Source organism: Archangium sp., assembly GCF_045802675.1.
Taxonomy (GTDB): Bacteria; Myxococcota; Myxococcia; order Myxococcales; family Myxococcaceae; genus Archangium.
Genome location: NZ_JBJMQO010000109.1, coordinates 90,419 through 103,893, shown reverse-complemented (window position 1 = coordinate 103,893; position 13,475 = coordinate 90,419). Strand labels below are relative to the sequence as shown.

The 13,475-nt window shown below is 68.8% G+C and carries 12 protein-coding genes; 3 read left to right on the top strand and 9 right to left on the bottom strand.

Annotation, left to right across the window (positions count from 1 at the left end):
* Positions 1–165: 165 nt before the first annotated feature.
* Positions 166–1,983, top strand: coding sequence for a hypothetical protein (locus tag ACJ8AN_RS30945; protein ID WP_407759125.1), 1,818 nt, complete (start codon positions 166–168; stop codon positions 1,981–1,983).
* 53 nt (positions 1,984–2,036) lie between these two features.
* On the opposite strand, the gene ACJ8AN_RS30940 is transcribed toward ACJ8AN_RS30945, so the two are convergent.
* A complete protein-coding gene (locus tag ACJ8AN_RS30940; RefSeq protein ID WP_407759124.1) occupies positions 2,037–3,194 on the bottom strand; it encodes a PQQ-dependent sugar dehydrogenase in 1,158 nt (385 codons plus the stop codon).
* 89 nt (positions 3,195–3,283) lie between these two features.
* Between ACJ8AN_RS30940 and ACJ8AN_RS30935 the strand changes: the two genes are divergently transcribed.
* Entirely contained in the window at positions 3,284–4,129 is an 846-nt protein-coding gene (locus tag ACJ8AN_RS30935; RefSeq protein ID WP_407759123.1) for a 2-oxo acid dehydrogenase subunit E2, read from the top strand.
* A gap of 4 nt (positions 4,130–4,133) precedes the next feature.
* Here ACJ8AN_RS30935 and ACJ8AN_RS30930 read toward each other — a convergent pair whose 3' ends face one another.
* The 8 genes from ACJ8AN_RS30930 to yedA all read right to left on the bottom strand — a co-directional run bounded on the left by ACJ8AN_RS30930 (position 4,134) and on the right by yedA (position 12,049).
* Positions 4,134–4,847, bottom strand: coding sequence for a double-CXXCG motif protein (locus ACJ8AN_RS30930; protein WP_407759122.1), 714 nt, complete (start codon positions 4,845–4,847; stop codon positions 4,134–4,136).
* A 20-nt stretch (positions 4,848–4,867) separates the two neighbouring features.
* Positions 4,868–5,605 (bottom strand): TIGR02269 family lipoprotein, encoded by a 738-nt coding sequence (locus ACJ8AN_RS30925; RefSeq protein WP_407759121.1) that lies wholly within the window; start codon positions 5,603–5,605, stop codon positions 4,868–4,870.
* A gap of 9 nt (positions 5,606–5,614) precedes the next feature.
* The gene (locus tag ACJ8AN_RS30920; protein WP_407759120.1) at positions 5,615–6,994 is read right to left on the bottom strand and encodes a DUF2314 domain-containing protein; all 1,380 of its coding nucleotides are present in this window, start codon (positions 6,992–6,994) and stop codon (positions 5,615–5,617) included.
* Positions 6,995–7,295: 301 nt separating this feature from the next.
* Complete coding sequence (locus ACJ8AN_RS30915) at positions 7,296–7,766, bottom strand: hypothetical protein (protein WP_407759119.1); 471 nt, start codon at positions 7,764–7,766, stop codon at positions 7,296–7,298.
* 43 nt (positions 7,767–7,809) lie between these two features.
* The gene (locus tag ACJ8AN_RS30910) at positions 7,810–8,964 is read right to left on the bottom strand and encodes a peptidoglycan-binding domain-containing protein (protein ID WP_407759118.1); all 1,155 of its coding nucleotides are present in this window, start codon (positions 8,962–8,964) and stop codon (positions 7,810–7,812) included.
* Positions 8,965–9,053: 89 nt separating this feature from the next.
* Positions 9,054–9,380, bottom strand: coding sequence for a hypothetical protein (locus ACJ8AN_RS30905; RefSeq protein ID WP_407759117.1), 327 nt, complete (start codon positions 9,378–9,380; stop codon positions 9,054–9,056).
* Positions 9,381–9,517: 137 nt separating this feature from the next.
* Positions 9,518–10,939, bottom strand: a complete 1,422-nt coding sequence (glnA, locus tag ACJ8AN_RS30900; protein ID WP_407759116.1) for a type I glutamate--ammonia ligase — start codon at positions 10,937–10,939, stop codon at positions 9,518–9,520.
* A gap of 189 nt (positions 10,940–11,128) precedes the next feature.
* Positions 11,129–12,049, bottom strand: a complete 921-nt coding sequence (gene yedA, locus ACJ8AN_RS30895) for a drug/metabolite exporter YedA (RefSeq protein WP_407759115.1) — start codon at positions 12,047–12,049, stop codon at positions 11,129–11,131.
* A 189-nt stretch (positions 12,050–12,238) separates the two neighbouring features.
* Here yedA and ACJ8AN_RS30890 point away from each other — a divergent pair, with 189 nt between their 5' ends.
* Entirely contained in the window at positions 12,239–13,462 is a 1,224-nt protein-coding gene (locus tag ACJ8AN_RS30890; RefSeq protein WP_407759114.1) for a hypothetical protein, read from the top strand.
* The last annotated feature ends 13 nt before the right edge of the window (positions 13,463–13,475 follow it).

Genomic DNA, 13,475 nt, shown 5'->3' with positions numbered 1-13,475 from the left:
CGGTGGCTGCACGGGTTGGTTGAGTGCACCCGCCCGTGGTCATCGGCGGCAACCAGGTGACGAGCCGCGCGCCCGGGGAGCAGGGAAGCGAGCCCCCGTCCCGAAGCCTCGGGAGGGGCGGGGCGGCCGGGATGAGGAGGGAGGGGCCTCCGGTTCGGGGGTTCCATGAAACACCTCCTCCTATCCCTCGCCTTCCTGGCGACCGTGGCCTGCGGGCCCGAGACGCCGGGAGACGCCGCTTCCGACAACACGGATACCCGCCTGGAGAATCGCGAGGCCGCGCTGGAGACGTTCGCGTCCACGCCTCCCGCGGGCTCGATTCCCACGGGCCTGCCCTCGCGCCTGCTGGTGGGGCTCTTCGAGGACACCGGCCAGACGTGGATGAAGGACAGCGCCGTGCCCTGGGACGTGCGCTACCGCTACTTCACCAAGGGCTGGCTCAACAACTGGGGCTTCGCGGCCCAGACGGAGCTGCCCGGCACCTTCGGCCTGAAGTACATGCAGGAGTCCGCCGCGCAGGGCTTCCTCCCGGCCATCGAGTACTACCAGGTCAACAACGAGGCCGGTGGTGGCGAGGGCCAGTTCTACGAGAAGACGAAGAACGCCAGCACCATGCGGAGCTACTTCTCCGACTTCAAGGTGCTGATGCAGAGGGCCCGGGAGTTCGGCAAGCCCGTGCTCGTGCTGATGGAGGCGGATGGCTACGGGTACATGCAGCAGCAGTCGGGGAACAATCCCAATGCCTACTCGGCGGTGGCGGACACGGGGCTGCCGGAACTGGCGGGGCTGCCCAACACGGCGGCTGGCTGGGGGCTCGCCTTCCTACAGCTGCGCAAGGCCGTGGGCGCGAGCAACGTCATCCTCGGCATCCACATCTCGGGGTGGGCCAGTGGCAAGGACCTCGCCTATTTCTCCGTGACGGATCCGCTCCAGCCCGAGGTCGACAAGGTCTACAACTTCCTCAAGCCGCTCGGCCTGGGGCCCAACGCCACGGGGGCCACCTATGACGTGCTCGTGGGAGACCCGCTCGATCGCGACGCGGACTTCTATGCCCAGTACGGGCAGAACCGGTGGTGGGATGCGAGCGACACGGCCTCCCTCTCGTCCAAGAGCTTCAACCGCTACGCCGAGTGGCTGCGGCTGTGGAACGTGACCTCGGGCAAGCGCTGGGTGCTCTGGCAGATCCCCGAGGGCAACTCCAATCAGCGCAACACGCCCTTCTCCAGCAGCGTGCCGAGCTCGGGCTACAAGGACAACCGCACCGAGTACTTCTTCGGCACCAACGGCGCCACGCACCGCGAGAAGTTCGCGAGCGCCGGAGTCATCGCGCTGCTGTTCGGACGCGGCGAGGGCCAGCAGGCCTCGCACACCAGCGACTACGGCTCGGACGGCCAGCTCTACCTGAAGACCCGCGCGGGCGCCTTCCTGAAGGCCGGTGGCCTGGCCCTCCCCGCGGGCGCCTCGAGCGGTACGACGCCGCCGCCCACCACGACGCCGCCGCCCACCACGACGCCGCCGCCCACCACGGCGACCGGCACGGACAGCGCGCCGTACAACTTCGAGTCGGGCCCGCAGGGCTGGGCGTCCTCGGCGCCCGCCACGGGCGTGTCCTCGTCCACGACGCGGGCGTACGCGGGCAGCCGCTCGCTCGCGGTGACGATGGCGGCCAGCGCGGCGGGCATGGGGCGGGTCTACGTCCTCAATCCCGCCGTCCCCTCGGGCCGCACGGTGTCCTTCCACTTCTGGCTCCCCACGGGCAGCCGCATCTCCGGCGTCCAGCCCTATGTGCAGCAGGGCTCGGCGGGCGGCTGGCAGTGGACGGGCTCGTGGGTCGCCGGCACGGCGCTGAAGGCCGGTGGCTGGAACACCGTCACCGTGCAGGTGCCCGCGAACGCGGCGTCACCGCTGTACCAGCTCGGCCTCGAGCTCTTCACCGATGCCGCCTGGTCCGGCACGGTGCAGGTCGACTCCGTGAGCTGGTGAGCCGGAAGGAGCCGCGTGCCGGCACTCATGGGCACGCGGCTCCCTCGGAGAATTCAGCGGCGGATGCGCAGGATGAGGTCCTTGCGCGCCGTGCAGTCCCCCCGGCCATCGCAGTTGCTGGTGGTGACGTAGAGGTGGCCGTCCGGGCCCATGATGGTTTCCCGCAGGCGGCCCCAGGTGTTGCGCAGGTACACCTCGTGCTGGGCGACCTGGCGCGGGTTCTCCTGCGAGAAGACCACGCGGTGCAGGTGCTTCGCTCCCAGCGAGCCAATGAGCAGCGAGCCCTTCCACTCGGGGATGGCGGTGCCGGTGTAGAGGGCGGCGCCGCCCGGGGGCACCGCTTCGTCCCAGGTGAGCGACGGGGTGACGAGCCCCTCGGAGGCCTCGCAGCTGTAGAGGGTGGGCCAGCCGAGGTTGTCCCCCTTGCGCACGACGCTGACCTCGTCGTGGCCGCGGCGCAGCAGCTCGCCGCTGGGCCCGTGGTCGGCGACGTAGAGCGTGTCCCTGTCCTTCCAGTCGAAGCCCTGGAGGTTGCGGATGCCGAGCAGGAACGCGGGCTTGCCCGGGAAGGGATTGTCGGACGGCACTTCGCCCTCGGGGGTGAGGCGCAGCAGCTTGCCCGAGGGCGTGTCGAGGCTCTGTGCGTTGTCCGGCTCGCGCGCGTCGCCCGTGCCCACGTAGAGCATGCCGTCGGGGCCGAAGCGGATGCGCCCGCCATCGTGGTACTTGGACGCGGGGATGTCGCCGAAGATGACGCGGTCGAAGGTGGCGCTGGCGTGGTCCTCGGAGAGCGTCCAGCGCTCCACGTGGTTGCGGGTGGAGCCCTGCACGTCGTTGGTGACGTAGACGTAGAACTGGCGGTTGCTCGCGAAGTCCGGGTGGGCGGCGATGCCGAGCAGACCGCCCTCGCTGCTGCTGGCGATGTTCACGGTGGCGACGGGAGCGGGCTGGAGCGCGCCGTTGCGCAGCAGGCGGATGCGGCCGGGGCGCTCGGTGACGAGTGCGTCGCCTCCCGGCAGCCAGGCGAGGCCCCAGGGCACCTCGAGTCCCTCGGCGACGACATCGACGGTGATGGGGACGGTGCCGTCGGAGCCGAAGTCCTTCTCCACGAGGATGCAGTCGGGGGCGGCGAGCTGTTTCGCCTGGCTCTTGCGGCAGCCGGAGCAGGAGGCGAGGAACACGAGTGCGGACAGCACGAGGCAGGTGCGCATGTCGCATCTATGACGGGCGGGCCGCGAGGGCGCCACCGGGCGGGGAAGGGCACGTCAGGAGGTGGACGTGATAGAGGACCCGGCAGTCCGTGAGCTCCTCCCACCCCACGCTTCCGCGGCACGTCCTGCGGCGGCTCGCACGCGGCAGCTACAGGTCCCCCCAGGACCCGAGTGCCTATGCCTCCATCGAGGTGCGCATGGAGCGCGCGCTCGCGTACGTGGAGGCGTTCCGGGAGCGCTCGGGCCAGCGCATCACGGTGACGCACCTGGTGGCCAAGGCCGCCGCCGACGCCGTGCGCCGCTACCCCGAGGCCAATGCCATCCTGCGCTGGAACCGCCCCTATCTGCGCAAGCACGTGAGCGTCTGTGTCCTCGTCGTGCAGCCCGAGCACCTCGGCCGCGTGGACCTCACCACGGCCACCGTGCCCGATGCGGATACGCTCTCGCTCCAGGGGTTCGTCAACGCCATGGAGGAGCGTATCCAGCGCGTTCGCCAGCGACGGGACGCCGTCATCGAGCGGGGCAAGCGGCGCTCCTCGCGCGTTCCCGGCCTCTTCATGAATGGCGTGCTCAACCTGCTGTCCTTCGTCTGGTACACGCTCAACGTGGACCTCGCGTGGGTGGGCATGCCGAGGGACCCGTTCGGCTCGGTCGCCGTGTCCAACGTGGGCTCGATCGGGCTGGAGCGCGCGTGGCTGGCCATGGTGCCCTACACCCGCGTGGCCCTCTACCTCGCTCCCGGCGCCGTGCGCGACGCACCCGTGCTCGAGGGGGGCTCGCTCGTGCCCGGCAAGGTGATGACGCTCTCCTGCACCTTCGACGCGCGCCTGCTCGACCATGCGCTCGCCGCTCGCGTCCTACGCCACATCGGCGATGCGCTCGAGGACCCCACGTCCACCTGGGGCCCTGCCGCGTCTGGCTCGGCTCCCCCGTGAGCGGTCACGCGACGGGTACGGGGCGGAAGGTCAGGCCATCCAGTCCCAGGCGTTGGCAGGCATCGGCGAAGCGCTCGGTGCAGATCTCAACGGAGTAGTCCGCCAACCGCAACAGGTCCAGGTCACCGGGAAACGTGCGGGCGTCCAGCAGGAGCTCCTTGGGCTTGTGGACTCGAGGACGGCCACAGCGGGGGCAGGGAGGTTCTCTGTCTGGGGGAAGGCAGTCGGGGTGCAGGCGGCCCATGGGGAGGAGCTCCAGCTCGAGGAGCTCGGGCGCGTTGCGTTGGCGGAAGCGCACCTCCATGCGGCAGCCCTTGAGTCCTCGGAGGCCCTCGGCCTGGAGCTTCTCCAGGGCCTCGCGCCGCACCCTCAGCGCCCCGAGCCAGCTCATGGAGAAGGATCCGAAGCGGCCCTGGGCATTGCCGACTGCGGGGCCAAAGGTCGTACCAGGCTCCAACAGCGCACCCGGAGGCAGCAGGGGACGTACCAGCTCACGCAACCGTTCATATTCCTCGATGGGCTCGGGCCGGGCTTTCTCGAAATCGGCCAGGGCGGCCACCGGGGTCAGATCCACGGAGGGATACGCGAAACCGGCACCACTCCAGGTGGCCTTACAGACAGGACAGTTGCGGATGCCCGGAAGCCTCCATTTGTGTGCGGCGTCGACGAAGCCCGTGTAGCCAGCGGACCTGTCTTCATCAATGACGAAGTATTGCATGGGTGTGCTCCCCCGTCTTCTCAATCGCAATGGTAGGGCACGAGTGGGCCGTTTACCCCGAACCGCATCATGAGCTCGCCCGCGAACCGCCAGATGTCCTCCGGGGTGGCGGTCGTTCTATTCGCAATGGCGAACTGCCGCCACGCCTCGTTCCATTGCCCGCCTTGGGGCCCTCCACTGTGCAACCATTGGTGGAAGCTCCTGGGCAGGCGGATGGTGAAGGCGTGAATGTCGATGCCACTTCCGTCGAACCATTCGGCCAGTTCCTTTTGCTGCGGGAAGATGTGGTGCTTCTCGTAGGGCTCGTACGGACCCTGGATGCAGAAGTGGCGGTAGGTCTTCTGTGCGAGCCGCTCGCGCTCCTTCTCCCTCCAGTTGTGCCAGGGGATTTCGAAGACGGGCTCCCTTCCCACGGGCGCACCCAGCGGGACTCCCCACCAACGGCTGGGATTGTCCACCCAGGGGCTGCGGAGCATCGGCGCCGTTTCCAGGATCGGCGCCTGGGCCGGCGCCATCGCCTGGGCCAACAGCACGGGATGGGACTCCACCTCCACCACGTCCTGGCAGCGCCAGAGTGCGCAGCGCTCTCCGTCGCATAGCGGCACCACGCAGCTCGGGTCCGCGCGGGCCTCCTCCCATGAGTCGGACACGGTCTCGGGTGTTTCCTCCTCCCCACGCGCGGTGGGCGCCGAGGTGACGCATGCGCTCAGCAGCAGACCGAGGAGCGCGAGCCATTTCCCTGGATTCGGAAGGTTCATGTGGGTGGCTCAGCGTTGCCCTTCGCGGCGCATGAGGATGCGGCTGCTCTCGCCGCCCTCCTTGGTGCCATCCGGGCGCATGTAGAGGTAATCGTCCACCTCCGTCAGCGGGACGCTCACGCTCGAGCCCAGCCGCAGCCCGCTCACCTCGTACGGCTCGTTGGCGAGCGTGCCGCGCAACTGGCCCTTCTCCCACCCGGTGACCTCGAGCCACATGTGCTCGGAGCTGCCGCTATCGGTGCGGAAGCCCGCCTTGACCAGCAGTTTTTCGGGCGGCTGCAATCCCTTCTCCACGCGCGGCTTCAGCTCGTTGAGCCGGAGGCGGGCCTTTCGCGTCACCTCCTCCAGCTCGGGGTCACCCGGCTCGACGGGCGTGACGTCGTCGGGCTGCGTCCCGAGGAGCGCGTCGAGCGCCGCGAGTTGCCGCTCATGCACCGTCCCGCTTCCGGGGAAGGAGAGCTCGAGCAGGAAGTTCTCCGGGTCGCCCCGGTCCCGTTGGGCCTCGATGGCCCGCAGCTTCGCGCTCCGGCGCGCGCCCTTCTGCGTCTTCGCCTCGAGCTGGCTCTTCGCCCTGGCGTCCTTCACGCGCGTGAAGTCCACGCTCAGGGTTCCATCCGCGGGCAGCTCGAGGCCCTCGGCCAGCAATTGCGCCACGCCGTTGACGAGCGTGCCCATCTCCATCGTCATCGAGCGTGGCACCTGCTCCACCACGAGGTCCGGCAGTCCGAGCTTCGTCATCCCAAGGGTGATGATGCGCTCGCCCTCGCCCTCGCCGTACACGTGCATGGTGATGTGCGCGGACAGGGTGGGGACACCGTTGCTCCAGCCGTCCAGCCGCTCCTGCTTCCAACGCTGGGGCGAGTAGTACTCGCGCGTCTCGGCGTCCCACAGGAGGGCGCCGCGCTCGGCCGCGAGCTGGTGGGCGAAGCGCGTGGCCGCCAGGAGCGCCTCGTTGCGCCGGGCGAACGGCACGTGGAAGGCGAGCATCGTGGCGTGCCGCGCTCCCGTCAGGCTCTTGAGCTCCGCTTCCGTCAGCTTCCGTGCGTAGAAGCGCAGGGCCTCGCCTTCGAGGGGCTCGAGCTCCTCCGGGGGCACCGGCCGGATCTCGACCTCGGGGGCGGGCGCGCCAGGCTTCCAAGCTCCGGCGAGCTCCTTGTACTTGGACGCCAGCAACTTGCGCGCGTCGGCCACCACGTCGCCCTTGGGCGCGGTGGGGTGGTACAGCAGCACCGCGTAGCTGATGTCCTGCGAGTGGAGCAGCGGGGTGGGGAAGACGGTGCCGGCCGGGGGCGGGGTGCTCGGCTTGTCCGCGTAGGCCAGGGACGCCAGGCACAACAGCAAGACACCGAGCAGCCGTGCGGCTACGGGCGCGCGAAGGATGGACGACATGGAGGAGCTCCGGGGGGATGGGATTCCGTGAATGCAGCGTACGCATCATCCCGGTCCGGGTGACATGGCGTCATCTCCCCCGAAACGACGACGGGGCGCCCCGGTCTCCCGGAAGCGCCCCGTGTGCAACCCCTGGGCTCTCGCTACCCTCACCCCGTCCCTCTCCCGGAGGGCGAGGGAATATGGCCGCGGGGCAAACCCAGACCATGCGCTCGCCGCTCGCGTCCTGCGCCACATCGGCGATGCGCTCGAGGACCCCGCGTCCATCTGGGGCCCATGAGCATCGGGGGTGGAAGGGCTCTCAACCCCGTGGTTCAGCTGGGGTGCTCGCGGCTGCGCGCTGGATGGCCTCTTGCAGCGCTTGCCTCAACGTCTCCACACCCGCTCTCGGTGCAGGGAGGGTGATGGGGGGCTTGCTCTCCAGAACGAGGGCTTCGCTCTCTGGCTCCTCGAAGGTGGACCACTCGACGACAGGGGTCTTCAACGACAGGGGGCGACGACGCCAGCGCACGCCATACCAGGTGCGTTGGTAGATGAGCCCTTCCGGCGCTATCACCAGCCGGTAGCCCAGCCCCATCCCCACGACGAGGCAGGTCAGGAAGGCCACGAGCGCGGCCCACACACTGGCAGCCAGCAACAGGGGCACGAGCACCCCTGCCACGACCAGCGTCACCACCAGGCCCTGCCGTGAATCCCAGCCATGAATGATGGTGACTCCCGTGCGCGCTCCTTGCCGTACCTGCCAGCCATCCGGAAACCTGGGGAGCATCATGTGAATCATCCTCTGAACCCTGCTTCCGGGCGGCCTCGCGGAGTCAGAGTTTAGGGCCCAATCCCTGCCTGATGAGCATTTTCTCGTCGAGGTAGGCGCCCCCACCGAGCTGGGTACCGGGCTTGAGCTGTTTGTCAGTACCTGCAGGCCTCCCCGGACTCATCATCTCCTTATAGCCAGCCTCGAACAGGGCGCCACCTGCCCAGGCGCTTCCTCCCACGACCACGACGCTGACGGCGATGGCGCACACGGGAGCCGCGGGACCGCATGCCAGGGACGCTGTCCACCCCGCCAACAGCCCGCCACCTACGGTGCCAACAATCCCTCCCGCGAAGCCGCTGGCCTCCCTCCCCGCCACGTAAAGCTTCTGGCCTGGGGGCGCGCTCTTGATCTCATAGGCCGACATGACCAGTCCAAGCCCGGCCCCGACAGGCCCCGCTACCCGCGAGACCCGGGCCATCAGTGTCACGGCCTTGCCGGTGCGCCCCGCGGCCTTGATGATCTCCATCGAGATCCGCTCGCTGCGCCCGACTTCTTCGATGGTTCGCTCGTACAGGGCCGCATCGAACAAGGGTGATTTGGGATCCAGCGTCTTCAAGCCGTACTGCTTCATCAGATCCGGAGACTCGACGAGGAGCTTGCGCGAGTACTTGTGAATCAGCTCCGACAGCGTCTTGCCCTCGTCCTTGATGGCCTCGGAAAATGCTCGCCCTCCGGGAGTCAGCTTCTCGCGGGTCAACGTGAGCAGCTCATTGCGCTGGCTGGAGGCCAACTGCCGACCCTCCAGGTGGGAGAGCTTCCCGCTCTCGACGTCTGCCAGGAACTGTTGCGCCAACTGCCTGGCTGGATGGACGTATTGAGTGATGCGGATGTTGGCGTCGTATCCCTGGATGAGGGAGCTCGCCGTGGAGCCTCCCGAGCGGTAATCAATCAGCCAGGACAGATCTGGAACGATGGAGGTGTGGCCCAGGACGTCGAGGCCAAGTTTCTCTCTCGTCTTGGTGCCGACGACCCCATCAGGCTCCAGGTTGCACGAACTCTGGAAGGCCTTCACAGCCTTGAAGGTCTTCGGACCGAAAACACCATTGATCCCGTCGACATGGAAGCCGAGTGACTCGAGTCGAAGCTGCAGGGTGCGTACGAATTCTCCCCGATCCCCGAGGCGAAGAATCGGGCCTGCGCGAGTCTGAGGTGCCACCTGTAACCCCCCCTCTGATGCTAGGTCTGCCCGAGGCTAAACTCCCTGTTGAGTCGAAAGCCAACCGCATGGGCCCCGCGTAGCCCTCCTCACCGCTTGCCGCGAAACCACGTGGCATAGGGGGTGTTCTCGACGAGGTGCCGGTTGAGGTCCGGGGCGCCGTCCGTCCACCACGGCGGCCCCCGCTCCCCGAGCGCCACCTTCGCCCGGTGCACGCGCGCCCGTGCCTTCCGCTCGGCCTCCCCGTCGCCGGAGCGCAGCGCGCGGCCCACGTCCCGCCGCGCGTGCATCAACGCCTCCACCAGCAGCGCGCGCTGCTTCTTCCCGAGCGCCGGGTTCGAGCGCCTCCACAGGCGCCCCTCCACCACGAGATAGCGCCCGTCCGGGGTGGTGCGCGGCTCGGATTGCGTGCGCAATGCTCGGCTCGTAGCGACGACGAGGCGCCCCCGGTCTCCCGGAAGCGCCCCGTGTGGAACCCTGGGCTCTCGCTACCCTCACCCCGTCCCTCTCCCGGAGGGCGAGGGGTTCTGGGCGAGGGCTTCGCCCTCTTCGCTCAGATGTCGAAGTAGAGCTGGTACTCCATCGGGTGCGGACGCAGGCGGATGGCGTCCACCTCCTTCTGCTTCTGCTCGATCCAGCTGGTGAGCGCGTCCTCGCTGAACACGTCGCCCTTGAGCAGGAACTTGTGGTCCTTCTTCAGGCAGTCGAGCGCCTCGTCCAGCGAGCCCGGCATCTTCGGCACGTCCTTGAGCTCCTCGGGCGACAGGCCGTAGATGTCCTTGTCCAGCGGCTCACCCGGGTCGATCTTGTTCTCAATGCCATCCAGGCCCGCCATCAGCTGCGCGGCGAAGGCCAGGTACGGGTTGCAGCTCGGGTCCGGCGAGCGGAACTCCAGGCGCTTGGCCTTGGGGCTCGCGCTGAACATCGGAATCCGGATGGACGCGCTGCGGTTGCGGCTGGAGTAGGCCAGGTTCACCGGCGCCTCGTAGCCCGGCACCAGGCGCTTGTACGAGTTGTTCGTCGGGTTGCAGATGGCCGCCAGCGCCCGCGCGTGCTTGAGGATGCCGCCGATGTAGTGCAGCGCCATCTCGCTCATGCCCGCGTAGCCCTCGCCCGCGAACAGCGGCTTGCCGCCCTTCCACAGCGACTGGTGCGTGTGCATGCCGCTGCCGTTGTCGCCGTACAGCGGCTTGGGCATGAACGTCACCGTCTTGCCGTGCCGCGCCGCCACGTTCTTCAGCACGTACTTGAACCACATCAGGTTGTCGGCCGTCTTCACCAGCGTGTCGAAGCGGAAGTCGATCTCCGACTGGCCCGCCGTCGCCACCTCGTGGTGCTGGCGCTCCACCGTGATGCCCACCTCACCGAGAATCCGGCACATCTCGTCGCGGATGTCGTTGTGCGCGTCCGTGGGCATCACCGCGTTGTAGCCGTCCTTGAAGCCCGGCTTGTAGCCCAGGTTGCCGCCCGGCTCCTCGCGGCCCGAGTTCCACGCGCCCTCGATGGAGTCCACCTCGAAGAACATGTGGTGCGGGTCCGTGCTGTAGCGCACCCCGTCGAAGATGAAGAACTCGGCCTCGGGGCCGAAGAAGGCCGTGTCCGCGAGGCCCGTGCTCTTGAGGTACTTCTCCGCGCGCGCGGCGATGTTGCGCGGATCCCTCATGTACTGCTCCTTCGTGATGGGATCGCTCACGTTGCACAGCAGCACCAGCGTGGGCGTCTGCGTGAACGGGTCCATCACCGCCGTGTTCGGATCCGGCACCACCAGCATGTCGGAGTTGTGAATCTCCAGCCAACCCTTGATGGACGAGCCGTCGAAGCCGAGGCCCTCCTCGAAGATGCCCTCGGTCAGCTCGTGCAGCGGCACCGCGAAGTGGCGCCAGCGGCCGATGAAGTCGATGAAGCGCAGGCTCACCATCTGTGCGCCGTGCTCCTTCGCCAGGCTCAGCACATCCTTCGCCGTCTTGGTGGTCATAGGTGTTCCGGAATCCTTTCCTGCCGGTGGGTACTCCAGGGCCCGCGGACACTAGGAACGCGGCCCTCCAGAGGAAAGAGGAACGTGCGCGCGGCGTGACAGTCCCCTCGCGCACCCGAAAGTGCGGGGGGATTTCACGTCATCGTGACGACACTCGGGCTTGACGCCGGGGCTTCAGCGCTTGGGGCTTCAGCGCTTGGAGCGGGTGATGAGTCCCACCGCGCCGAGGATGGCGCCCATGGCGAGGAAGCCCCAGGTGCTCAGCGACTCGCCGGCGAGGAAGGTGCCCAGCAGCACGGCCACCATGGGGTTGACGTAGGCGTAGCTGGTGGCGAGCGCCGGGCGGGCGTTGCGCAGCAGGTAGCCGTAGGCGCTGAAGGCCACCAGCGAGCCGAAGACGATGAGGTAGCCCACCGACAGCAGGGCGCGCGGAGGCGGCAGCGCGGCGAGGTGCTCGCCCTTGAGGGTGCTCACCAGCAGGAACATGGCGCCCGCGGTGAGCATCTGCGTGGCGGTGGACATGAGCCCCGCCGCCAGGGGCAGCCGGCGCGAATAGACGGAGCCGAAGGCCCAGCTCACCGGGCCCACCAGCAGCGCGAAGGCGGCCCACAGGTTGCCGCTCAGGTCGCTGCCGAGGTTGAGCAGGATGAGGCCGCAGAAGCCGATGGCCAGGCCCCAGCGCTCGGCGCGCCCGGGCCACTGGCCGAGCAGGCCCGCGAACACCGAGGCCCACAGCGGCACGCTGCCCACCACGATGGCCACCAGCCCCGAGGGCAGCCACTGCTGCGCGAACACCACCGAGCCGTTGCCCACCACCAGCAGCAGGAAGCCCATGAGCGCGCCCGCGCCCCACTCGCGCACCGACGGGTGGGCGTACCCGCGCAGCCTCAGCACCGGATAGAGGATGCCGCCCGCGACGGTGTAGCGCACCCCCGCCATGAGGAAGGGCGGGCAGCCGCCCTCCAGCGCCCAGTGGATGGCCAGGTACGTCGAGCCCCACACCCCGTAGAGCGCGAAGAGGCAGAAGAGGAGCATCCCGCGGCGGTTGTCCGCGGGCGTGGCGTCCGCCGGCAGCGTGGCGGCGGGAATCGAAGAGGTGGCGGTGGACAAGGCGCCGCGCTTTTAACGCCAGGACTCGCCGCCCGCGATGTACTCCCTCGGCCTACCCTGCGGGGCGATGCTCGGCTGGCTGGCTCACATCCCGCACGGGGGGCGTCTTTTCCCAGACAGCCGTCCCCGGGGGCGATGGAGGCGTTGACGGTTGCTTCCTACCTAGGGTGCCGGCGGAGGGAACAGGACATGAGGAAGCGGTGGGTTGGCTGGCGGGTGGGACTCGCCTGCTTCGGCGTCGCGCTGGGGGGGATGTCGTGCTCCAAGCGCCCGGCGGCGGAGGATGCCGGGACAGGCGGCTCGGGCGGCCCGGTGGAGCCGGCGCCCCTGGGCCACGACAGCACGAAGCTGGGCAGCGAGGAGGTGACCCTGGAGGTCTCCAGTCTCTCCGTGAGCGGCTCGGGGGGTGGCGAGAAGGCGCCGGGCACCTCCTTCGTGACGGGCGACCCCCTCTCCGTGAAGGGCCGCGTGCGCGGCGGCGAGGGGCTCGAGGAGCACATCCAGTGGCACCTCCAGCCGGTGGGGCCGCAGACGGCGGACGCGGACCCCACCACGAGCGAGGGGCCCGAGGCCGTCTTCCGCGCCTTCTCGCGCGTGGGCACCGCCGGCAGCCGCACGCCCAACCCTCCGCTGGAGTACGAGCTGGTGGCCGCGCTGCTGCTGGAGAACGGCAAGACGCTCCAGGTGCGCCTGCCCTCCACCACCTTCCTGCGTCAGGACACGGAGGACGTGTTGCGGCAGGAGTACCTCGACTTCGGGACGAGCTTCCGGCCGAGCCGCGCGCAGATCTCCATCCCCAGCCGTCCCACCTTCAACACCGGCAACTACAGCGTCATCGCCCAGAAGAACACGAATGGGCTGGCGAGCCTGGTGGATCAGATGCAGGAGCGGGTCAACGCGCTGCTCAACAACGACGTGCAGGAGAAGCCGGTGGGCACGCGCGGCCTGACGCCGGGCACGGTGGTGGTGTCTCCCGGAGCGCCCATTCTCACGGTGGGGGCGCTCGGGGATACGGATCCCCAGGGGGATGATGTCTGCGTGGGCGTGCGGATGGGCGGGCGCTGCAATGGCTCCATCCTCGCCGGGCCCAATGGCATCGCCGAGACGCGCGCCAACAACCGGGGGGCGCAGATGAAGCTGGCGGACATCGTCAGCAGCGCCTTCCGCAACCCGCAGCGCAACCGCGCCGCCGGCTCCGTCGTCCTCAACAGCTTCCACACCCAGGGACGTGCGCTGGACATCGACCCGCGCCTGAGCACCGTGCCCGGGAAGACGTCGGCGCAGTTGATGTGCGTCGTCGAAGCCGCCGGGGACGCACTCGTGGGCGCGAGCAACTCCTTCACCGAGAAGGGGGCCGCCCTCTTCCTGCCGTGTGACAGCCCCTCGGGAGACCACGTCCATGTCGAGCGCTGAGGTCCGGAAAGGA

Coding starts and splice junctions, on each gene's coding strand:
- ACJ8AN_RS30930 (WP_407759122.1), bottom strand. CDS start 4,847: ATGCAATACTTCGTCATTGATGAAGACAGGTCCGCTGGCTACACGGGC.
- ACJ8AN_RS30945 (WP_407759125.1), top strand. CDS start 166: ATGAAACACCTCCTCCTATCCCTCGCCTTCCTGGCGACCGTGGCCTGC.
- ACJ8AN_RS30925 (WP_407759121.1), bottom strand. CDS start 5,605: ATGAACCTTCCGAATCCAGGGAAATGGCTCGCGCTCCTCGGTCTGCTG.
- ACJ8AN_RS30890 (WP_407759114.1), top strand. CDS start 12,239: ATGAGGAAGCGGTGGGTTGGCTGGCGGGTGGGACTCGCCTGCTTCGGC.
- ACJ8AN_RS30940 (WP_407759124.1), bottom strand. CDS start 3,194: ATGCGCACCTGCCTCGTGCTGTCCGCACTCGTGTTCCTCGCCTCCTGC.
- glnA (WP_407759116.1), bottom strand. CDS start 10,939: ATGACCACCAAGACGGCGAAGGATGTGCTGAGCCTGGCGAAGGAGCAC.
- ACJ8AN_RS30915 (WP_407759119.1), bottom strand. CDS start 7,766: ATGATGCTCCCCAGGTTTCCGGATGGCTGGCAGGTACGGCAAGGAGCG.
- ACJ8AN_RS30920 (WP_407759120.1), bottom strand. CDS start 6,994: ATGTCGTCCATCCTTCGCGCGCCCGTAGCCGCACGGCTGCTCGGTGTC.